Origin of the sequence: Neolewinella xylanilytica, from assembly GCF_002934605.1 — a bacterium.
In the GTDB taxonomy this organism is placed as follows: domain Bacteria; phylum Bacteroidota; class Bacteroidia; order Chitinophagales; family Saprospiraceae; genus Neolewinella; species Neolewinella xylanilytica.
In genome coordinates this window covers 64,604-86,306 of sequence record NZ_PTJC01000007.1, presented here as the reverse complement: position 1 = coordinate 86,306, position 21,703 = coordinate 64,604, and the positions used below count along the sequence as shown (strand labels likewise).

Annotated in this window: 20 protein-coding genes; 11 read left to right on the top strand and 9 right to left on the bottom strand. The window is 61.0% G+C overall.

All coding sequences use genetic code 11. The features are described from left to right. Nucleotides 1–7: 7 nt before the first annotated feature. Complete coding sequence (locus tag CLV84_RS18395; RefSeq protein WP_104421302.1) at nucleotides 8–3,307, bottom strand: VPS10 domain-containing protein; 3,300 nt, start codon at nucleotides 3,305–3,307, stop codon at nucleotides 8–10. A gap of 157 nt (nucleotides 3,308–3,464) precedes the next feature. Between CLV84_RS18395 and CLV84_RS18390 the strand changes: the two genes are divergently transcribed. After that, nucleotides 3,465–3,860, top strand: a complete 396-nt coding sequence (locus tag CLV84_RS18390; RefSeq protein WP_104421301.1) for a hypothetical protein — start codon at nucleotides 3,465–3,467, stop codon at nucleotides 3,858–3,860. A 158-nt stretch (nucleotides 3,861–4,018) separates the two neighbouring features. After that, complete coding sequence (locus CLV84_RS18385) at nucleotides 4,019–4,630, top strand: LbetaH domain-containing protein (RefSeq protein ID WP_104421300.1); 612 nt, start codon at nucleotides 4,019–4,021, stop codon at nucleotides 4,628–4,630. A gap of 33 nt (nucleotides 4,631–4,663) precedes the next feature. On the opposite strand, the gene CLV84_RS18380 is transcribed toward CLV84_RS18385, so the two are convergent. Continuing rightward, on the bottom strand, nucleotides 4,664–5,506 hold the full coding sequence (locus tag CLV84_RS18380; protein ID WP_104421299.1) for a carboxypeptidase-like regulatory domain-containing protein: 843 nt from the start codon (nucleotides 5,504–5,506) through the stop codon (nucleotides 4,664–4,666). 236 nt (nucleotides 5,507–5,742) lie between these two features. Between CLV84_RS18380 and CLV84_RS18375 the strand changes: the two genes are divergently transcribed. Further along, nucleotides 5,743–6,036, top strand: coding sequence for a LamG domain-containing protein (locus tag CLV84_RS18375; RefSeq protein WP_104421298.1), 294 nt, complete (start codon nucleotides 5,743–5,745; stop codon nucleotides 6,034–6,036). A gap of 58 nt (nucleotides 6,037–6,094) precedes the next feature. Beyond that, nucleotides 6,095–6,529, top strand: a complete 435-nt coding sequence (locus tag CLV84_RS18370; RefSeq protein WP_104421297.1) for a Dabb family protein — start codon at nucleotides 6,095–6,097, stop codon at nucleotides 6,527–6,529. A gap of 59 nt (nucleotides 6,530–6,588) precedes the next feature. On the opposite strand, the gene CLV84_RS21915 is transcribed toward CLV84_RS18370, so the two are convergent. Continuing rightward, nucleotides 6,589–7,149 carry a hypothetical protein gene (locus CLV84_RS21915; RefSeq protein ID WP_170067772.1) on the bottom strand — a complete coding sequence of 187 codons (561 nt, stop codon included), beginning with the start codon at nucleotides 7,147–7,149 and terminating at the stop codon, nucleotides 6,589–6,591. Between the two features lie 164 nt (nucleotides 7,150–7,313). After that, nucleotides 7,314–7,868, bottom strand: a complete 555-nt coding sequence (locus CLV84_RS18360) for a hypothetical protein (protein ID WP_146088872.1) — start codon at nucleotides 7,866–7,868, stop codon at nucleotides 7,314–7,316. Between the two features lie 232 nt (nucleotides 7,869–8,100). On the opposite strand from CLV84_RS18360, the gene yidD reads away from it, so the two are divergent. The 5 genes from yidD (at nucleotide 8,101) to purQ (ending at nucleotide 12,796) form a co-directional block, all read left to right on the top strand. Further along, entirely contained in the window at nucleotides 8,101–8,343 is a 243-nt protein-coding gene (gene yidD / locus CLV84_RS18355; RefSeq protein WP_104421294.1) for a membrane protein insertion efficiency factor YidD, read from the top strand. A 112-nt stretch (nucleotides 8,344–8,455) separates the two neighbouring features. Beyond that, the gene (locus CLV84_RS18350; protein WP_104421293.1) at nucleotides 8,456–9,634 is read left to right on the top strand and encodes a thioredoxin family protein; all 1,179 of its coding nucleotides are present in this window, start codon (nucleotides 8,456–8,458) and stop codon (nucleotides 9,632–9,634) included. A 30-nt stretch (nucleotides 9,635–9,664) separates the two neighbouring features. Further along, on the top strand, nucleotides 9,665–10,855 hold the full coding sequence (locus CLV84_RS18345; protein WP_104421292.1) for a prolipoprotein diacylglyceryl transferase: 1,191 nt from the start codon (nucleotides 9,665–9,667) through the stop codon (nucleotides 10,853–10,855). Nucleotides 10,856–10,966: 111 nt separating this feature from the next. Next, nucleotides 10,967–11,980 (top strand): sugar kinase, encoded by a 1,014-nt coding sequence (locus CLV84_RS18340; RefSeq protein WP_104421291.1) that lies wholly within the window; start codon nucleotides 10,967–10,969, stop codon nucleotides 11,978–11,980. Between the two features lie 111 nt (nucleotides 11,981–12,091). Further along, complete coding sequence (purQ, locus tag CLV84_RS18335) at nucleotides 12,092–12,796, top strand: phosphoribosylformylglycinamidine synthase subunit PurQ (protein WP_104421290.1); 705 nt, start codon at nucleotides 12,092–12,094, stop codon at nucleotides 12,794–12,796. A 36-nt stretch (nucleotides 12,797–12,832) separates the two neighbouring features. Here purQ and CLV84_RS18330 read toward each other — a convergent pair whose 3' ends face one another. From CLV84_RS18330 to lysS, 3 genes are all read right to left on the bottom strand, one after another. Beyond that, on the bottom strand, nucleotides 12,833–13,459 hold the full coding sequence (locus tag CLV84_RS18330; RefSeq protein ID WP_104421289.1) for an HAD family hydrolase: 627 nt from the start codon (nucleotides 13,457–13,459) through the stop codon (nucleotides 12,833–12,835). Between the two features lie 192 nt (nucleotides 13,460–13,651). Beyond that, nucleotides 13,652–14,488 carry a prolipoprotein diacylglyceryl transferase gene (lgt, locus tag CLV84_RS18325; protein ID WP_104421288.1) on the bottom strand — a complete coding sequence of 279 codons (837 nt, stop codon included), beginning with the start codon at nucleotides 14,486–14,488 and terminating at the stop codon, nucleotides 13,652–13,654. A 192-nt stretch (nucleotides 14,489–14,680) separates the two neighbouring features. Next, the gene (lysS, locus tag CLV84_RS18320) at nucleotides 14,681–16,204 is read right to left on the bottom strand and encodes a lysine--tRNA ligase (RefSeq protein WP_104421287.1); all 1,524 of its coding nucleotides are present in this window, start codon (nucleotides 16,202–16,204) and stop codon (nucleotides 14,681–14,683) included. 237 nt (nucleotides 16,205–16,441) lie between these two features. On the opposite strand from lysS, the gene CLV84_RS18315 reads away from it, so the two are divergent. Beyond that, nucleotides 16,442–17,548 carry a serine hydrolase domain-containing protein gene (locus CLV84_RS18315; protein ID WP_170067771.1) on the top strand — a complete coding sequence of 369 codons (1,107 nt, stop codon included), beginning with the start codon at nucleotides 16,442–16,444 and terminating at the stop codon, nucleotides 17,546–17,548. An 85-nt stretch (nucleotides 17,549–17,633) separates the two neighbouring features. Here CLV84_RS18315 and CLV84_RS18310 read toward each other — a convergent pair whose 3' ends face one another. Continuing rightward, a complete protein-coding gene (locus tag CLV84_RS18310; protein WP_104421286.1) occupies nucleotides 17,634–17,954 on the bottom strand; it encodes a Sec-independent protein translocase subunit TatA/TatB in 321 nt (106 codons plus the stop codon). 319 nt (nucleotides 17,955–18,273) lie between these two features. Next, entirely contained in the window at nucleotides 18,274–20,454 is a 2,181-nt protein-coding gene (locus tag CLV84_RS18305) for a cellulase family glycosylhydrolase (protein ID WP_104421285.1), read from the bottom strand. A gap of 336 nt (nucleotides 20,455–20,790) precedes the next feature. On the opposite strand from CLV84_RS18305, the gene CLV84_RS18300 reads away from it, so the two are divergent. Further along, nucleotides 20,791–21,663 (top strand): hypothetical protein, encoded by an 873-nt coding sequence (locus CLV84_RS18300; RefSeq protein WP_104421284.1) that lies wholly within the window; start codon nucleotides 20,791–20,793, stop codon nucleotides 21,661–21,663. Nucleotides 21,664–21,703: the final 40 nt, after the last annotated feature.

Below are 21,703 nucleotides of genomic sequence, written 5' to 3'. Positions count from 1 at the left end.
ACTGCGTCTATTTCCCTACCGGTTCGAGGTCACCAAACAAGGTCAGGTCCGCAGCCTGGACCTCCTCCCGGAACGCCCGAAGATCCCCCGTCAGGAAGTCATTCACCCGCTCGATGAAATCGTCCGCCATCTCCGTGAACTGATCCATCGCCAGCGTAGCCAGCTGGTTGGGTCGTCCTTCGGTTTGGGAGACATACCGGCGGGCGGTGTACATCATCGCTTGCAGGTTTGTCGGGTTACGCTGGATGCCCTTGAGGTCCTCGGGCTCCATCAGGATTTCCTCGAGGTCGTCGATCTGTTTGACGATTTCCTTGCGGTCGGCGTCCAGCGAATCTTTCACCTCCTTGGGGGCGGTTTTGATCACTTCGGCTACCCGGGAGAGTGATTTCCGGGCCTCCTGCAGCCGGTTGAAGGCGGCAGTGACTTGCTCGGTTTTGTCCTCGAATTCTTGGTACAGCGCATCCCGCTGTGCGTAGCGGCCGCTGCCGGTAAAGCTATCCCGCGGATCGGCGTGTACGGTGACCATTGTTTCATCGGTATGGTCGCCGTACGTCAGTATAAGACGGTACGTACCCGGCACGACGGCCATGCCACTGGGGGTATCGGCATCCTCGCTGCGCTCCCGCCGGCTGGGGGACTCCACGCCGTCGCGGCGCATATTCCAGGTAGTCCGGTTCATGCCCCACTTCGGCTTTTCGGTGCAGGTGCGGATGGTGTCCCCGCTCTGTACGTCGATCACCTGAATGGTCACCTTCTCCTTGGGCGCGGCTACCGGCTCCACCGGATCGTCGAGATCCGCGTAGGCGGCGCGCATGCTACCCGTTTCCCGGCCGGGAATATCTTCCTTGATCTCGGGGTCGATCATCGAGTAACCGACCATCCGGCTCACGTCCACCGAGTCGGCGTCCACGATTTCCGACGGGCCGCCGGGCCGCACCCAGTAGGTCAGCATGGCGCCGTAGGGCCGGTCCTCGCCCTGGAAGTCGGCCTGGCCGTAAAAGCGGACACCCTGGTAGGAACGATACTCCCACTGGTAGGCATCGGGGGCGTCGAAGACGACGAAGCTATCCTGTAGGATCTCCATCCCCTCGCGGGCCAGTTCCCGGAACGGACGGATATCGTCCAAAATCCAGGCCGCGCGGCCGAAGGTGGCGATGATCAGATCGTGGTCGCGGGGGTGGATCTTGAGGTCGCGGGTGCTCACGTGGGGGTAGCCGGCGTCGTGGCGGGTCCAGGTGTCGCCGTAGTCCAGACTGAACCACAGTCCCTGGTCGGTACCCAGGAAAAGCAAATTCTCCTGCACCGGGTCCTGCACGATGGCCTGGGCGTGGCCCATTACCTTGTTCTCGTCCACGATTCGGGTGAAGCTTTCCCCGTAGTTGGTGGTGTGGTACACCATCGGGCGGTAATCGCCGCGGCGATAGTCGTTCACTACTACGAAGGCCTCTCCCGGATTGGTGGGGGAAGATTCGATGTAGGGGATCCAGCTGTTGGGGTTCATGCCGGTGAGCTTGCCGCTCAGCTCGGTCCAGGTCCTGCCGCCGTTGCGGGTGAGGTGCAGCAGTCCGTCGTCGCTACCTACCCAGAGCACGCTATCGCCCATGGTGTAGCCACTCGCTTCCGGTACGATGGTCAGCAGGGTGGTGTGGTTCTCCGCCTGGGTGGCGTCGATGGTGAGGCCGCCGCTGATGTCCTGCCGCTGCTTGGTGGTGTCGTCGGTGGTCAGGTCGGGACTGATGATCTCCCAACTGTCGCCGGCGTCGGTGCTCTTATGGACGAACTGGCTGCCCATGTAGATGGTATTGTTGTCGCGGGGCGATTGCGCGATCGGGGCGTTCCAGTTGAAGCGGAGAAACTCGCCGTCGGGGTGAATCGGTTTGATCGAGATGGTTTTACCGGTCGACCGGTGCACCCGCCCTAGCGCCCCGCCCTGGCTAGCGGCGTAGACCACGTCGGGTTGGTTAGGCTTGAAGATCATATCGAAGCCATCGCCGAAGTAGACCTCTTGCCAGTCGGCGCCGGTGATGCCGCCGCTCTTCAGTCCCTGGCTCGGGCCTACCCAGCTGCCGTTATCCTGCAGGCCGCCACCCACGAGGTAGGGGTAGCTCATGTCGTAGTTGATGTGGTAGAACTGGGCCAGCGGCAGGTTGCCGATGAAGCGCCAGGTCTTGCCGGCGTCGCGGCTGATGTTCATGCCGCCGTCGTTGCCGTCGATCAGGAATTCGGGGTCTTCCGGGTCGATCCAGAAGGCGTGGTGGTCGGGGTGGACGCTGTTGCCGTAGTTGGCGATCTCCTCGAAAGTGCGGCCGCCGTCGGTGGACTTATCCACGTAGGTGTGGACGTTGTAGATGACGTTGGGATTAGTCGGGTCAACGTACAATTCCGCGTAGTAAAAGGGGCGGGTGCCGATGTTCTTCTTACTGACCAGCTCGAAGGTTTCGCCGCCGTCGGTGGACTTGTACAGGCCGTTCTCCTTCGCTTCTACCAGGGCGTAGATGATATCGGGGTCGCTGGCGGCGATGGCCAGTCCGATGCGACCCAGGTTACCTTTCGGCAGACCGTCCTTGGCGGTGCGGCGCTCCCAGTTGTCGCCGCCGTCCTTGCTTACCCAGATACCGGAGCCCGGGCCACCGGAGTTGAAGAACCAGGGGTCGCGATCGAAGGTCCAGGTAGCGGCCACCAGTTTGTCGGGGTTGGTGGGGTCCATCACGAAGTCGGCGATGCCGGTACCCTCGTCGATGTACAGTACCTTTTCCCAGCTCTTGCCGCCGTCGGTGGTGCGGTACACGCCGCGCTCGGGATTGGGGACCCACATGCTGCCCATGGCGCCTACGTAGACGGTGTTCTCGTCGGTCGGGTGGGGGTGGATGCGGTAGATGTGGCGGGTATCTTCGAGACCCATAAGCTCCCAGTTCTTGCCGCCGTCCAGACTGCGGTAGATGCCGCCGCCGTAGTTGGCCGAGTTACGGGGGTTACCCTCGCCGGTACCGGCCCAGACGATGTTCGGGTTGGCGTCGCTGACGGCCACCGCGCCGATGCTGAGGTACTTTTCGTCGTCGAAGAGCGGCTGGAAATTGATGCCGCCGTTGGTGCTTTTCCACAGGCCGCCGGAGGCCGTGGCTACGTAGATCTGGTCGCGGTCCTCGGGGTGGACGTCAAAACCGGTTACGCGTCCGGACATGCCCGCCGGGCCGATGTTGCGGGGCGCGAGGGCCTTCCAGTGGTCTTCGTTGAGTTCCTGGGCGAAGCATAGCGCCGGGGCGCAGGAGAATAGAACTAAGGTGAGTAGTTGCTGGAGTCGGTTCATTTGGTCGGGGATAAGTGGGGAAGATAGCAAGCATTCGGAAAGGGACCGAAATTGGCATCGATATTTTCGCTATATAAGCCAGTCAGACCGAAACGGACTGACCAACGCCCGCGCCACCACAAACGTCTGTCGGTTAAACCGATACCCTCGCGCCGCCATGCCCCATCGCTTGCTCCCGCTCCTTGCCCTGCTCTTCATTGCCTGTAGTAAGGACGACTCCATCACCCCCGACGAAATTCTGGGTACCTGGAAATTGACCGAGGTCTACCTCGACCCCGGTGATGGGTCGGGCTCCTTTGAGCCGGCGGACTACGAGCGGGAGATCACCTTTTATGCAGATTCAACTTACCGGACCTCGCGGCAGATCTGTACCATCCTGGACCAAGATGAAGGTCCCGGCACGGGCCGGTACAGTCCCGGGGAAGACGTGATCTTCCCAACCGAATGCCGCATCGGGGCGGAATACACCTACTCAGTTGACGGGCGGGAATTGACAATTTCTTACTTGTGCTTTGAGGGATGCGCGGAGCGGTACGAGAAACTTCGGAATTAAGGCGGCCACCATTTTGACAGACATCGGATGTCTGAAAAATGACAGGCCGTAGTTTCGGCATTTTAGTACGTAAAAGTTGACGCTACCCGGAGATATTGCCCGAAATTGCACGATTGCCAAAATGACAGACATCCGATGTCTGACAGTGTGTATCACCCATGGAATTTCCCATTCAATCCTTCCTCCGGCTCCTTCCGCAGCCCCTGCGGGATGTACCCCACCCGCCCTGGATCATCGCCCGCGATATGGAGGGTGTTGTTCGGAGCGAGATAGCTAAGCTGCCCGCGACCTACACCCGGCGCGGCGGGGCGGCCATCCACGTGGATGCGGAGGTGGAAGCGGGCGTCGTATTCAAAGGCCCGACCATCGTAAGTGCCGGCTGCCACGTCAAGGCAAATGCCTACTTCCGCGAAGGCGTATGGCTGGGGGAGGATGTGACCATCGGGCCGGGCTGCGAGATCAAAAGCAGCCTGATCTGCGCCCGCACCGCCATCGCGCACTTCAACTACATCGGCAACAGCCTCATCGGGGCCGACGTCAACTTCGAGGCCGGGTCGATCACCGCCAACCACTTCAACGAACGGACGGATAAATCCATCTCCGTGCTGGTAGACGGCCGGCGGATCCCTACCGGTGTAACTAAATTCGGGGCCGTGGTCGGCGACGGCTGCCGGATCGGGGCGAACGCCGTGCTCAGTCCGGGAACGATCCTGTGGCCCGGCACCGTCGTTGGTCGGTTACAATTGGTGGACCAGGAACGTAAGGATTAGGGCGCCCCGCCACCGTATCGCAAGCGCCAATACCTACCGCGCCTCCGGGCACTCCATCACCACTGAGATAGAAGGGCTCGCATCGCGGCGCACCCAGGTACCGTCGAGCCGGTGGTGGTATCCTTGGTACTTCTTTTTCGGGTTGGCCTCCAGCATGGTGGTTACCTCTTTCGAGTCATCCAGCATGGTGACGGTAGCCACGAAGGGACCGTCCACGTACAGATTATGGAAGGTGGGCGGAAGCGGGACCGGGAAGAGCGTATTGGCGTCTTCCTTTTTGATGGTCGCGAAGATGCGTTCTGACTGCAGCTTTTCCCCGACCGTCCCGTCTGCATACGCGTAGAGATTGACCTCCACGTGAAAAGAATCGATATCACTCACGTTGCTTACGAATACATTGATGTCCCGTAGCCGGCAGCGCCCCTCGTTTTCGATCAGCAGCCCAAACTCCCAACCCCGGCCCGAAATATTGTACCCCAATCGGGAAAAGCGGCTAGGCGGCGGCACGCCCAGAGTCCTGGCTTTAAAGTTAATCTTGTCCGCCCGCACTTCTACCCCCCCGAGCTCGTAGGGCTTGCTTTGCATGCGTACGGTGCACGCCGCCGCACCCGGGGCCCGGGCTTCCCCGACGGTAGATTCGACCGATTCGAAATTCAGACACGAAAAAACGATCGGGGTGCCGGCGGCAAGCGCGTCCCAGGGCAGTTCGAACCGACCTTCCTCATCCGTGAGCGCGCCCTGCTGCACGGTTGGCAGGTAGACGTGGGCGTAGGGTACCGGTTCGCCGTCCTCGTCCAGGATCTGACAACCGCCCTGGGATCTGGCGGCTACGGTGACCAGGAAGCAGGGGACAAGGAGGGAGAGGAAGCGAAGCATGGGATAGCCGGAGAAGCTCTTGCCAGAGGCGCAAGCTGGGTGGGTAATCAGGTGTAAGCACTACACTAAAGATGCGGCTCTTTTACCGGTCCACCGCAACGGATTTTGGCCTGGGGCCTACAATCCAGCGTAACGGATGAACCCTAGGTACGAGGACTGGAAATCGGTACCAGACCGCTTAGCTGTAGCGAGGGGCTTTTCACCTGCGCTCCGGCGCAAAAAGCTTCCCATCGATCATGTACAACTACCTGTCGCGCGGCGCGTGGCTCCTGCCGGGTGCGCTGCTCCTTTCTACGGTCTGCCTGGCCCAGCGGGGCGGAAAACCCGGACCGTCGACCGAGGCCTGCCGGGCGGCGGAGGTCTTTACGACCCTGAGCGTGCCGTACGGCCGGATCGAATTCCGCATGCGCGCGGCCGCGGGCAGCGGGGTGATCCCGAATTTCTTCACCTGGAAGGAGGGGGCCTACGTACTCCGCACGGCCTACGCCGACGGGGAGGCCCGCACCTACCGCGTCGTAGTGGGCAAATAGGCGGAAGATTTTCCGGACGCCGGTCGCAGCATCCGCACCGGAACTGTACATTACACCAATGAAGCGTATCCTACTCCTCCTCCTCCTGACGGCCGTCACGCTCATCGCCTGCCAGGAAGAACCTACCCCGCAAACCATGGATGACCTGCAAACGGAAGAACTAGCGACCGTGACTACCCCCGACAGCGTCCTGCGCCACGCCGTCTTCTTTGCCTTCCAGGACGACGCTACCGATGAGCAAATCACGGAAGTCCAACAGGCCTTCAGCAATTTGCCGAACGAGATCGAGGAGATTCGCGACTACGAATGGGGCACCAACAACAGCCCCGAAGGCCTAAATAAAGGCTTCACCCATGCCTTCTTCGTCACCTTCGAGAGCGAGGAAGACCGGGCCACCTACCTGCCGCACCCCGCGCACCAGGCCTTCGTGGAGGTCTTGCAGCCGATCGTCAAGGACGTGTTCGTGGTGGATTACTGGGCGCGGGAGGATTAAGGTTTAGGGCCGGACACATCGGATGTGTCAGTGCTGTCAGTTTAATAGACATCCGATGTCTAAAAGCCAATCCGGAAGGGCACCCAGATCGCCAAATTGCCCCGCGCCGCCGTCCCCGGCATCCAGCGGTGGGAGTAGCCTAGCCCGAGCCCCGCTTCGACACTGTACCGCCGGTGGATGCCGTGGCGCAGCCCCCAGGTGGGGAGTACGGTCATAGCGCGCTCCGCTACCGCTCCTTCGGGTACCGACCATACGACCCAGCCCGTCTCAAAGCTGACCGGCAGCGCCACGAAATTGGCGGCATTCCCGTAGGTATCCCGTCCGCGCCGGGCCCGCCGGACCAAATTGTAGTAGTACCGCGGACCGGCCGTAACCACCGGCGTGAACCGAAAGGCCGCCGGGGTAGTCCAGCCACCTTCGCGCATGCGCAGATCGAGCCCCGCTTCGGCACGCGCTACGAGTTGGTTACCGAGGGGCCATTCGCCATAGGCCCACGTTCCCAGATAGCCGAGTTGTACGCCCAGTTGGCGGGTTACGGTGGCATTCTCCGTCGGCGCCTGACCCGAGATGGTACTCGCCAGCGCCAGCAACAGGCCGACAATAAAAAATGGGCGCTGCATGCGAACAGGCACGACAGCTCTGAGCGAGGTAGAAAACAAGGTGGGCGGTTCAGTTGACGGGAGTATAACCCGTGCCGGGCACCCGGAATTGCCGGCAACTACTGCCTTAAAGGACCTGACACATCCGATGTCTGTCAAAATGACACACCTGACACATCCGATGTCTAGAACCCGATCCGCAACGGAACCCAAGCCGCAACATCGCCAAATCGCTTCACCCCAAAATCTAACCACCGGACCCGATAGCCGATCCCCACGCCCACCTCAAAATTGAGGTGCTTCCCTAGGTTGCGGCGGATCCCCCAGGTGGGCAGTAAGGTGATTTCCTTATCGGTGTAGGCATCATCTCCGTTCGAGAGCGTAAACCAACCGGGGCGATAGGCAATGGGCAGTGACAGAAAGTTCGCCGCGTTGCCGGCAATGCGTTTCTCCTTCGCCGCCCGCTTGTCCAGATTATAGTACCACCGCGGGCCCGCCGCAATCACCGGTGCCCCTGTCAGCATATCGTTGCTTCTGCGGTAGCCCGCATCCAGCCCGGCCTCCAGACGTGCTACGACCGAACGACCCAACGGAAGCTCCGTATATCCCCAAACGCCAAAAAAACCAATTTGCGCCCCATACACCGATTCGACCGCAGCCGGCGATTCCGCAGACTGCCCGTTGGCCCAGTTTGAAAAGCACAAAAAAGAGAAGAATAGTAAATAACTATGCGATTTCATCCATCCAGAGTTCTAGGTGATACCGGCAGCAGCCAAGCGACTACCCGCAAAAGGAACCTGAATGTAGTCGCCCCGCTGCACGGAAACTCCCTCCCGCCCCCGATTTAAAATTTAAATAACGGTTCCCCGGCCGCCGCCCTCGCCACTCGCAGCCCCCCATCGGACGCAAAAACTTTACATTTTCACCAGCCGTTTAAGCTATGCTTGATGCATACTATCTCCTATCCCCTAAATGCTTAATAAACTCTTCATCCTACCCATCCGCTTCTACCAGGTCGCGATCTCGCCCCTGATCGGAGCGCGCTGCCGGTACACGCCGACCTGCAGCCACTACGCCATCGGAGCGATCAAGGAATGGGGCGTGCTGAAGGGAAGCTGGCTCGGGCTGAAGCGCATCGGCCGCTGTCATCCGTGGGGCGGGTTCGGGCCGGATCCGGTGCCTAAAAATCCGCGCCGCGCACCCAAGAGCGAGTAAGGTGGCGTTAAACGGGGGTTAAACATCGCTTGCCGTTCCACTCGCCGGTGGGTAACTTGTATACTCAGGTGTATGTTAGTTTAAGGCTTCCCACCGCTTTACCCCAATACTTATGCGTTATCTAATACCCTTCCTTCTCCTGCTGCTTTCCGCCGGTCTTTCCGCGCAGGGCATCGAGTTCTTCGAAGGCACCTGGGACGAAGCCCTCGCCAAGGCCGAAGCCGAGGACAAGCTCATCTTCGTCGACGCCTACGCCGAGTGGTGCGGCCCCTGCAAGATGATGGCCAACAGCGTCTTCCCCCGGGAGGAGGTCGGCGATTTCTTCAACGCCAACTTCATCAGCGTCCAGTACGATATGGAAAAGCCGGAGTCGGCGGACTTCCGCGAATTCCACCGGGCGCCCGCTTTCCCCACCCTGCTGTTCATCAACGCCGACAACGAGCCCGTACACCGCATCATCGGTGCCCGCCAGGCCGAGCAGCTGATCAGCGACGCCCGCACCGCCCTGGAACGCATCGATAACATGGCCGTCCTCGAAAAAGCCTACGCGAATAAGGAACCGGAAGCCGCCTACAAACTGATCCGTGCCCTGATCCGACGCGGCGAACCCCACCTGAAGATTGCCAACGATTACCTACGGACACCCGGACTCGACCTCGCTTCTCCTGCGCCCCGGCGCACTATTTTTCTTGCTACGACGGAAGCGGATAGCCGGCTCTTCGACCTCCTTATCGAGCAACGGGATGGCATCATCGAGCTGGAGGGCCGCCAGGCCTACGACGAAAAAGTACGCGACGCCGTGCGCGCCACCTTCAATAAAGCACTCGAATTTCGCAGCCAGGAACTAATGGGGACCGCCGTGAATAAGATGGCCCTCGTAGACAAGGACGAAGCCAAACGCCTCGAATCCGAAGGAGAATTCGCCTTCGCGCTGCAGGGTAAGGAGCACAAGGACGTCTACAAAGCCGCCAAAAATTACCTGAAGAAGGGAGCAGCCGGCGACGAGGATCGTCTCCGCGATCTCTTCGGGGCGCTGGAGAACTCCGAGTTCATTGATTACTCCGTCATCATCGACCTGGCGGCCGAGTCGCTGGGTGCGGCCGCCGAGCTGTCCGAGGAGGGCTGGCGCGACTACTACAACCTCGCCCGCTTCCTGCAGAAACGGCAACGCTACGAGCAGGGCTTGGAGGCCGCCGAACGCTCGCTCACCTCCCTCGGGCCCGACGGTCAGGACAACTACCGCCGCGCGATCCAGGACCTCGTTGACCAACTCCGCGCCCAGACGGAATAAGCCAACTACCTGTGGCGTAGCTTTGTGGCCATGTATCCGGACCTTTCCTACCTGCTCTACGACCTGATCGGCACCGCCCGCGATAACGGTTTTAGCATCGTCAAAACCTTCGGGCTCTTCCTGCTGCTCGCCTTTATCGTGGCGGCAAAGCTGGTCAAAATGGAGCTACAGCGCCGGGAACGCATCGGCCAGCTGCGCGGGGAAAGCACCCTGCGCGTGCCCGGCCATACGGTCACTGCGGCGGACTATGTCACCAACACCATCCTCGGTTTCCTACTCGGCTATAAGATCCCCTACGCGATCGCCAACTTCGAAGCCTGGCAGCTCGACCCCTCCGGCACCTTGCTCTCCACGGACGGCTATTTCCTTACCGGGCTCCTCGGAGCCGCCCTCTTCTTCGGCTACTACTACCAGATCGGCCGCAAACAGGGGGAGCTGCCGGAACCGCAGCCGGTCGTAGTCTACCCCAGCGACCGCGTCGGGCCCATCACGATGATGGCGGCACTTGGCGGATTGCTCGGCGCCAAGTTTTTCGCCGTGATCGAATACTGGGATCGCTTCCTCCAGAACCCCATCCAGGAGCTATTCAGCGGCGGCGGACTGGCCATCTACGGCGGCCTCATCGGCGGCGGCGTAGCGGTTTTCCTCTACCTGCGGAAGCACAAAATTCCGGTGCTGCCCGTGATGGACGCGGTGGCCCCGGCCCTCATCGTGGCCTACGGGGTGGGGCGGATCGGTTGCCAGCTCAGCGGCGACGGCGACTGGGGGACGGCCATCACCGCGATCCCCGACGGCTGGTTCCTGCCCGACTGGCTCTACGGCTTCGATTACCCGAACAACGTGCTGAACCGGGGCGTCCCCATTCCCGGCTGTGCCGACCAGTACTGCAGCGTGCTTCCCGAGCTGCATTACCCGACCCCGATCTACGAGACGCTGATGGCCTTCGCGATCGGCGGCATTCTCTGGGCGGTCCGCAAACCGCTGACCGTCTTTCCGGCCATGCTCTTCTGCATCTACCTGTTCTTCAACGGAGTAGAGCGCTTCTTCATCGAGTACGTCCGCCTCAACGACCAGTACGACTTCCTCGGTTTCAGCCTCACCCAGGCCCAAATCATCGCCCTCGGCTTCATGTTGGCGGGCATCGTCGGCGGAATTTGGGTATACCGCCGCGGCAGGGTCGTGTACAATAGGGGGGCGCCGGGAGCGCAGGAGCCACGCTAACCGGCCACCGGAAGGGATACCCGTCTGGAGCGCTTCCTCAGCCAACCTTTGACCGCCGGTTTCCGATAGCAATCGGTAGAACGTCCTTACCCACCCAATCCCCTGCTCACCATGAAACGTTCCCAGGTAGTCACATTTGGCGAGATCATGCTCCGGCTCAGTCCGCCGGGTCACCAGCGCTTCCGCCAGGCCCACGATTTCCGGGTAGAATACGGCGGCGGGGAAAGCAACGTAGCCGTATCCCTGGCTAACTTCGGACTGGGCGTAACCTTCGTCACCCGCTTACCCGATAACGACCTGGGCGAGTGCGCCCTCCACGCCCTGCGGGGAGCCGGCATCGAAACGGAACACGTGGTCCGGGGCGGCAAACGGCTCGGGCTGTATTTCCTCGAAAAGGGCGCCGTACAGCGGGCATCCAAGGTCGTGTACGATCGCGAGGATTCGGGTATGGCGACCATTCGCCCGGGGCAGATCGACTGGGACGCCGCCTTCGAGGGGGCGAGCTGGTTCCACTGGACGGGCATAACCCCGGCCCTGAGCCAGTCGGCCGCCGACGCCTGCCTCGAAGCCTGTGAAGCCGCCACCGCGAAGGGCCTCACCATCAGCGTCGACCTCAACCACCGGGAAAAACTCTGGCAGTACGGCAAATCCCCCGGCGAGGTCATGCCCGCCCTCGTCGAGCACTGCGACCTGATCGTAGGCGGCACTCGGGAAGCGGAGAGCTACTTCGGCATCCCCCGCCCCCCGGACGACGACTTTTCCGTAGTAGCCCGCGCCATGCAGGACCGCTTTCCCAAAGCCTCAAAATTGGCCACCACCCTCCGGGAAACCGTTTCGGCCAGCCACAACACCTACAGCGGCCTGCTCTGGGACGGGCAAGAACTCCACACTGCCCCTACTTACCAACTCACCCACATCGTAGACCGGGTGGGCGGCGGCGACAGCTTCATGGGCGGGCTCATCTACGGCCTTATCACCTGGCCCGACGATCCGGCTGCGGCGGTCCGCTTCGCTACGGCGGCTTCGGCCCTAAAACACACCATTCCCGGCGACGTGAACCTGGTGACCGTCGAGGAGGTCGTCACCCTGATGGAGGGCGACGGTAGCGGGCGGGTGAGCCGGTAAACTGCCCGGTAGACATCGGATGTGTCAGGCACTGTCATTTTGACAGACATCCGATGTGTCAGATACCCCCCAGCATTTTCCGCCCTATCTTCACACCCTAAATTCAGCGACATGAAATTCGGCGTAATCGTTTTCCCCGGCAGCAACTGCGACGACGATATGATACACGTCCTCGGCACCGTCCTCGGCCGCGAAACCGTCAAGCTCTGGCATAAGGAGGAAAGCCTGGGCGACCTCACTACCGACGATTGTATCATCGTGCCCGGTGGCTTCAGCTACGGTGATTACGTCCGCGCCGGAGCAGTAGCCCGCTTTTCCCCGATCATGAAGTCAGTGATCGACTTCGCCAACCGCGGCGGCTACGTCTTCGGTATCTGCAACGGTTTCCAGATTCTCTGCGAAGCCGGGCTGCTCCCCGGCGCCCTGTTGCGCAACCGCGAGCAGAAATTTATCGCCAAGAACGTCTTCATTCGTGCCGAAACCGACAATGCGCCCACCAACCGCCGGCTCTCTCCCGGCCAGGTGCTCCGCATCCCCATCGCCCACGCCGAAGGCCGCTACTACGCCGACGAGCAGACCATCTACGAGCTCAACCAGAACGACCAGGTCCTCTTCCGCTACTGCGACGGCGCCGGTGACGTCAATCTGGACAGCAACTACAACGGCTCCATCGGTAACATCGCCGGTATCTGTAACGCCCAACGCAACGTATTCGGCATGATGCCCCACCCCGAGCGCGCCAGCGAGGACATCCTCGGGAACCGAGACGGCTTCACCATCTTTCAGGGATTGGTCGAAGCGGTAGCTGTGGAGTAGTATCTAGCAGGTAGCAGGTAGCCGGTGATCGACCCGCTACCTGCTACCCCCTAACCCCACCCCCCGAGCCACCAATTCCTCCCGTAGCTGTTTGGGGCTCTCGAAGCGAATCGTATCCAGCCCTTCTTTCCGCGCGGCCTCCACGTTACGCAGGCTGTCGTCGATAAATACGCAGCCACCGTATGCTTTCAGATCGTAGGTCTCGTGCAGCAGCCGGTAGATGGCGGGGTCCGGCTTTTGGAGTTCTACCTCGCCGGAGACCATAATGGACTCGAACAACTCCAAAAAGTCAAAGGTCTCCCGCGCCCAGGGAAAAAGCTCGTGCGACCAGTTGGTCAAGGCCAACAGGCGGTACTTTCCACTTGCTTTCAGTTCCTTGAGTATTTCCACCGTCCCCTCGATGGGCCCGGTAATCGTCTCCGTCCAACGGTCGTAGTAGATGCGTATCTCCCGCTCGAACTCCGGATGCTGGGCGATCAGTTCTCGCGTCCCCTCCTCGATCGTCCGGCCGGCGTCCTGTTTTTCGTTCCACTCCAGCGTAGCTACGTTTTGCAGAAAGTGGTCGACCTCTTCTTTTGTGTCGAACACCCGCTCAAACAGCGCCCGCGGCTGCCAGCCGATGAGCACGTTTCCCAGGTCGAAGATGATGGTATGTATTTCCAAGGGGCTAAGGGCTTACGGGGTGAAGGGGCTAAGGGCGGCAGCTTGGGCGCCGGCGCGCAGGTCCAAGGTAATTCAGGAAGCGAAAATGCAACCTGGAAAGCCCCCGCCGGCAACGGTCTCCCAAAGGTTACCCTCGTTTACAAAGTTCCGCAGCCCCGCAGCCGCTTTCAACCCTTACCCCCTAGCCCCCTTTCAGCCTTTACCCCCTAACCCCTTGACAGCAGTCTCCCGAGGCTTCCGGCTGTAAGCGTACGCCATCAATCCAAGTCCGAGTGCCACCAAGGGTACACTTAGCCACTGCCCCGTCTGCAATGCCCCTTCGGCGGCAAATCCACCCTGCTGGCTTTTGAAAAACTCCCAGATAAACCGGAAGCCGAAGATCAGCGCAAACCACAGACCGGTAAGGAAGCCCGGTCGCTTGCGCAGTTCGGTATTCCAGTACAGCCAAAGTAACAAGCCGAAAACGGCTAAGTAGCTAATGCTTTCGTAGAGCTGGACGGGGTGGCGGGGTACTTCGGCCAGTATCGCGGGTCGGGCGTTGACGAAGAGGAAGGCCCAGGGCGCATCGCTCGGGGTGCCTACGATCTCGCTGTTCATCAGGTTCCCGAAGCGGATCATCGCGCCTACCAACGCGATCGGCGCGGCCACCTTGTCGCTGATCCAGAAGAAGGATTGTTTGCTCACGAACTTGCTGAAAAGCCACAGCGCGGTCACCACCCCGATCACGCCCCCGTGACTGGCCAGTCCGCCCTCCCAGATCTTCAAAATATCCTCCGGGTGGGAGCTGTAGTAATCCCACTGGTAAAACAGGATGTGGCCGAGCCGCGCACCGAGTACCGTGCCCGCGATCAGGAAATAAAAACAGTAATCCAGCCAAGACTCCGGCGCTCCGTCGCGCAAAAACATCCGCCGCACCATCATGAATCCCAACAGGAAACCGAGGGCGAACATCATGCCATACCACCGCAGCGTGATCGGACCGACGGAGAAGATTTCGGGGGAGGCGTCCCAGGTGATGTAGAGAAACATAGTCTTTTAGTCTTTTAGTCTTTTAGACATTACCCGGTCCGCTGTCTGCTGAACCCAAAGTGGCTGCAGCCGAAAATTATTCCCACCAGTACAGCTTTTGTACCATTTCGCAGTGTCTGCATTCACCAAGGATTCTATAATTAACTGACCAACTACCATCCATGCCACCTAAAAGACTAACAGCCTAACAGCCTACTTCTCCGGTTTCATCTGTGGGAAAAAGAGCACCTCCTGAATGGTCCGCTGCCCCGTCAGCAACATCACCAGCCGGTCGATGCCGATGCCGATGCCGGCGGTGGGGGGCATGCCGTACTCGAGGGCGCGGAGGAAATCCTCGTCCAGGGCCATGGCTTCCTCGTCGCCGCGCTTGCCCAGTTCGAGTTGCTCCTCGAAGCGTTCCCGCTGGTCGATGGGGTCGTTAAGTTCGGAGTAGGCGTTGGCCAGTTCCTTGCCGTTGACAATGAGTTCGAAGCGCTCCACCAGCCCTTCCTTGCTGCGGTGCTTTTTGGTGAGGGGCGACATTTCCACCGGATAGTCGGTGATGAAGGTAGGCTGGATTAGCTTCGCCTCCACGGTTTCGCCGAAGATCTCGTCGATGATCTTGCCGCGGCCCATGGTTTTGTCTACGTGGACGTCCAGTCGATCGGCGATGGCCCGGAGCTCGGCCTCGTCGACACCGTCGATATTTTCGCCGGTGTGCTCGCGGATGGCGTCGGCCATGCTGAGCCGGCGGTAGGGACCTTTAAAGTCTACCTCGTTTTCGCCGATGGTCACTTTGGTAGTGGTGCCGCCGTTGACGGCCTTTACCGCGTGCTCGAGCAATTGCTCGCAGGTGTCCATCATCCAGTTGTAGTCTTTGTAGGCTACGTAGAATTCGACCATGGTGAATTCCGGATTGTGGGTCCGGTCCATCCCCTCGTTCCGGAAGATCTTGGCGAATTCGTACACCCCGTCAAAGCCGCCGATGATGAGGCGCTTCAGGTACAATTCGTTGGCGATGCGGAGGTACATCGGTACGTCCAGTGTATTGTGGTGGGTCTTGAAGGGACGGGCCGCCGCTCCACCGTGGATCGGCTGCAATACCGGGGTTTCCACTTCCATCAGTCCGAGGTCATCGAGGAATTGGCGCATGGCGGTGATCAGCCGGCTCCGTTTCCGGAAGACCTCCTTTACTTTGGGGTTGACGGTCAGGTCCACGTAGCGCATCCGGTAGCGGAGCTCGGGATTTTTGAACTCATCGTGAATATTGCCCTCTTTATCCTCACGGGGTACAGGTAGGGGCCGCAGCGACTTACCAAGGAAGGTGAATTCCTTCACGTGCACCGAAATCTCACCGGTGCGGGTTTTGAATACGAAGCCCTTCACCCCGATGAAGTCGCCCAGGTCGACCAGCTTCTTGAAGACGGTATTGTACATCGTCTTGTCCTCGCCGGGGGCGATATCGTCGCGGCTCACGTAGAGCTGGATGCGCCCACTGCTGTCCTGCAGGTTGGCGAAAGCGGCCTTGCCCATGATGCGCTGCGACATGATCCTGCCGGCCAGCGCTACTTCCTGCAGGTTGGTGACCTCACCCTCGGCGTCCAGTTCGACCTGCTCCGTGATCTCTGTGGCCAGATGCGTCACGGGAAAGAGCGCCGCGGGATAGGGCTCGATGCCGAGCTCGCGAATCTTGGCGAGGTTTTCACGTCGGGTTTTTTCCTGATCGGTCAGTTCCATGGGGAGTATGCTCTAGGTTGTAAAGGCTGGTACGGGCAATGCGCGCATACCGAATCGATGGGGCCGCGAAGGTACGCCGGCCGCGGCTTTTCTCCTCGGGTGGCGGACCTGACACATCCGATGTGTCAGGTCCGCCAAAATGACAGGCCCCGAAAATCTCACCTGACACATCCGATGTCTACCCCCGCCAAAATCATTCCTCCCGCGCCCCGCCGCCCCGGGCCTACCTTTAGCAGCATGTTTGCCCTACCGCGTCGCTACCGCCTGCTCCCCGCCTTCTTTTGCTTCTTCTCGTTGGTGTCCGCCCAGCCCGATACCCTGATCGACGCTCGGGATCGCAGTCCGCTGGATACCCTCCAACAAGCCATCCTTTACGATCTGATGCGGACGCTACCGGACGGCGGCGAGCTCGGTTTCGCCCTGATCGACGGCCACGAAACCATTTTCCAGGGCCTACGCCGCCAGAACGGCAAGCTGATCACCGTCGACAATGCCGACCGCGGCTTCCGTATCGGCTCCATCACCAAAGTGTTTACCGCCACCCTGCTCGCCGACCTGGTGACGGACGGAGCGCTATCCCTCGACGACACCGTGACCGCCGCCTATGGCTTCTCCTTTGCCGACAACATCGCCTTTACGTACCGCCAGCTGGCCACCCATACCAGCGGACTGCCCCGCCTGCCACATATCATGCCGGGCGTGTGGCTAACTCCCGATAATCCCTACGCGAGCTTCACCCCCGACCAACTGGAAACCTACCTGCGGGATCATCTCTACGTACTCCCCGCTGGCAACGGCGGCTATTCCAACCTCGGGTTCGGTCTCCTCGGCTACACCCTCGGCAGCCGCTTCGATACGGTCGGCTACGCGGAAGCCCTCCGGAAACGGGTATTCGAGCCCCTGGCCATGGCGCACACCTCCTTCGGCATCGAAGACGCCCGCTCCCCCGTAGCCGGACTGAATGCCGATGGCTCCGCCGCTACCTTTTGGACCTTCACCGAGGCCCTGGGCGGCGGCGGCGCACTCGTCTCCACCCCCCGGGATGTAGTACGTTTTCTGCGGGCACAACTGGACCCCGGCCAAGCGACCCTCGTACTCACGCGGGAACGGCACGCCGAGAACGACGCCGAGCACGCCGTAGGATTGGGCTGGCAAATCCTATCCTCGGCACCAGGCCAAACCGTATACTGGCACAATGGCGCGGTGGGGGGCTACCGGTCCTTTATGGCCATCGACGTCGAGGGCGCACGGGGTGTCGTGGTGCTGACGAATGTGTTCAGCTACGATTCGATCGTGGACCGCACCGGCTTCAAACTCCTGCTGCCCGCCCCGCCCCGGGAATGATTGAAGACCCGAAAGCGGAGACAACAAAAAAGCTTCCCCGCCGACCGGCAGAGAAGCTTTTTTGACCGAAATCGGCTTCGGAAGCCTAGTCGTTATTACGCGTAATGAAGGACTCCTCCCGCTGGCGGTTGGCTTCGCGTTCGCGCAGTTCGGCAAGCTCGCGGGCATCGCGTTCGCGTTGCTCTTTGAGTTCGCGATTGCGCTTTTCGCGTTCTTCTTCTTCCTTCATCCCGTCCTGGAGTTCCTTCTCGAGGGAGCCCTTGGCGGTGTTGAATTCTCGGATGCCTTTGCCAATGCCACGCATCAGTTCGGGGATTTTCTTGCCGCCGAAGAGGAGCAGGATAGCAAAGAAGACCAGGATCATCTCCGGGCCAATGGCGTTAAGGAAAAGTAGCGTGGTATTCATCTGTTTCGTAGTTGAAAGCGGAACCAAAGGTAGCGCATATTTTACACTAACGTGCGGGATTGGGGTTGAGTTGTTTAGGCGGCACGATATGTATTGCCACCGGGGCGGCGGTGCGCGGGTGTACCGGGAAATACGACGGAACGGGGGCGATCGGTTTTTAAAAGCAAAAAATTGGGTGAAACGTAGCTGCTAGCGCGATCGGCCACCGATCACCGGATCAACTCCGCCTTCCTTACCCGCAGCTTCGCGCGAGCCCCGTTCGCCGGTTCCGCGTATGGTACGGAAACGCCCAAAGATGGCTACCTTCTCCGTCGCCCGACTATTCCCGGACGATCCGCAGACTCTGCAAATCGCTACCCTGCACGACCGTGAGCACATAGACGCCGGCGGAAAGATCGGGTAGATCGATGCCCTGGCTACGTTGCTCCGTAAGGCGGCCGGTCAGCAGCCTCCGGCCCTGCAGGTCGGTGAGGCGGTAGGTGCCCCCGCTGCCGGATAGTCCGTCAAGGGTAAGCCGATCCCCGGTGTTGGGATTGGGATATACGCGTAGGACCTCCGCTTGCGCACTGGCCTTGATCGTAGCCGGCTGGGCGAGTGCCGCGGAGCAGCTGGGGACGGTCGATGCATCGGTAAAGTAAATCGTGTAGCCGCCAGCTTTCGATACCATCACGAAGTTGCCGCCGTCTACGGTCACCCAGTAGCTACCGTCGAGGCCGGGAAAGCCGCTACCGGTCAGGGTCAGGTCCGGTTGGGCGGTGCCGAAATTCCAGGTCATGGTAGACCGCAGATCCACGTACCAGTTCGGCGAGCCATTGTCGGTGTTAATGGCGAACTGGTAGAGCCCGTTGTTGGGTGCATCCCAGTTGATGGTCAGGTTGCGTAGGTTGCCAAGGTTCGGGCCACCACTACCGAGCACGTAGGCATTGCCGTAGGAAGCCTGACCGATATTCGGTAGCGGACCGGACGTCGGAGTACCGAAGTCGCAGGTGGCGGTACCCGGGTTCGGATCGGGATCGGGATCGGGTTCCGGATCGGGGTTCGTCACCCCACCCGCGCCGAGCGTAAACCAGTTGAGGTTCCACCCCCCGCCGGCGGCGTATAGGCGAACCGTTTGATCGCCCGCTGACAGGTCGACCGTAGCCGTAACGGTTTCCCAGTTCTGCCAGCCACCCGTATTTGGAATAGCCGTCGTAGCCAGTGCATTCCCGTTTGCCCGAAAGCTTACCCGACCGGCGGAGCCCGTACTGGCTACGCGGTAGCTGACGGTATACGTCCCCGCCGACGGTACGTTCAGGCGGTAATCGAGGTAATCCCCCGCGTCGATCCAGCCGACGTTCGTGCCGCCGCCGCCGTCGCTGGTGGTTTCGGTCTGGATGCCCTGCATGGCGCAGTAGTCCTCGGCCTGGATGCGGCCGGAAATGGATGCCCCGGCTTCCGTACAGGGTTCCGTCGGTTCCGGTTCGCCGCCGCCATCGTCGGTCGTCCACCCCTCGATGATCGGCTTGACCAGCTCCCCGGCGGCCGAAAGTTGGTTGTTTAACAGTCCTGGCAACCCGAGGCCCGGGCGCACGATGGAGGCGCCGGAGGGAAAAGCCGTACCCGGCTCCTCGGCCTTGTCCGCCACCGACCAGTTGGCGTGGCTGAGGTCGTTAGCCCGCAGAAAATCCATCCACCGCTCGGTGGCGGCGACGTCCGGGGCTCCCTTACCGCTGGCATCCACGCTGCCCCACTCCGTCACGAAGAGGGGGATACCGCTGTCCAGGGCGCCCTGGGCCTCGTTGCGCAATCCGTCGCCGTGGGTACCGGCGTAGAAGTGGAGGGTGTAGGCGACGTTGTTATCCTGGATCGGATTGGCAGCGGCCTGTCCCACGCGCTGAGAGTAAAAGGGCGTACCCACCACGATCAGGTTGTCGGGATCCTCGGCGCGAATGGCGGCGATCACGGCCTCGGCGTAGGTCTTGATCGTGCTCCACGACTGATCGATGGGCTCGTTATAGATCTCGTAGATGATGTTGTCGCGGTCGCCGTAGAGCCGCGCGATGTCGGTAAAGAACGTGATCGCCTCGCTCCGGTAGCGTTCGGCTTCGTGGGTGTGCCAGTCGACGATCACGTAGATGTCGTTGGCGATGGCCGCGTCGATGATGGCGCGCGCCTTTGCGAGCTGTGCCGCGGGGGAGTCGACGTAACCGCGGCCCGCGTCCCAGCTCTCCTTCACCCCGATAGCGGCCCGCACGAGGGAGGCATTCCAGTCCTGGGCGAGGTGATCGACGGTTTCGGCGCGGTAGTAGTCGTAGGTATCGCCGGCGTTGCTCCAGAAGAGGCTGTTGCCGGCTAGGCTGACCGGGTTTCCGTCGGCACCGTCGATGCGGTTGCCGTCGACCTGCAGGCGACCGTACTGGCTCACGACGTCCTGGGCGGTTGCGGCAACGGGGAATAGGGAGAAGAGCAGCACCGTCAACAGGGTGGCCCTCCCGAAGGGGGTAAAAATTCGCGATAGCATGGGTTTCAATTACGGGTTTAGGCTCAGGTCCCGCCGCGGCGGGATCTCGGTACGGCCGGCGGTAAGAAAATCGGAGCTACCGGTGGCCGTGCCGACAAGTATAGGCTAAAATATCCGGTATTTCAGAACTTAACCGGGGTTTATCGGTGGTTGGTACGCATCCTGGGGGGATCAAACGGTGCAGGTTTTTTGCGCCGGAGCGCGGGAAGCACCCTATCCCGTAAACGGGCCGAGGATCCTACTCCCTTGCACCCGCGCCCCGCCGCCCAAAACACCCCGCAGTAACCGGTGGCCTGCCCGGTGCATCAAGGAATTCACCTCCCAAACTCCCACCGCATGGCCAACGAATGGTGGGGCACGCTGTCCATTTACGACCACCGCGAGCCCGTTTTCCTGAAATCCCTTATCCTGTTCGACCGGTTGGTGATCCCGCTGCCTGACCACCCGCTCGGCAACCAGACGTCCGAAGAACTCGACCGCCTGCACGCGGACGCGGCTTACCTGGCCAGCCACGAAGCGGCCGTGATCTACCCCTGGAAAACGGAGGCCTTTCAGGAATGGCAGACCGATTTTCTGCGGGAAGCGCTGGCCGTGGGAAAAACCGACACCAGCTACGACACCCGCCTGCTGCTCCAACAACGGACGGAAGCGCTCCGCCCCGCCGGCACGAACGCCATAACGGCCGTGCCGGTATACGGTGCCCGGGCGGACTACCGCAAAGCCTATACCCAGCTGACGGAGGTGGACGACCAGACGGCCATGATCGAAATCGCCCAACTCCTCAGCGTTCCGGACGGCCCGGTCCCGCTGGAAGCGATCGTCCGCTTGCGGGAACGCGAAAGCTTCCGCTCCGCCCTGCGCGCTTTCCGGAGCTGGCAGACCGACCGGCTGCCGGAGCTGCTGGGCGACGCGCCCGTTCGGAATGCCAACCTAATCCGCGAGGAATTCGAATACCTCCTCGGGCGCTACGAGGAGGAACTCGGTAACGGCCGCTTCGACCGGAAAAAGATCGCCGTCACCACCGTACTCGGACTCGGGGCGGTAGTGGCCGCCGCCCTCGGCGAACCGGGCGTGGGGGCGGGGCTCCTCGGCGGAACGGCTTCCCACCTGTTCTCGCTCCGCCAGTGCCTGCGACCGGCCTGGAAAGCGGTACGCGACCGGCCCTGTGAAGCGGCGGGGGTAATTTTCGAGGGCAATACCCTGGTTTAGGAACGACCGGGTACCCAATGTAGACGGCGGAATACTAAAT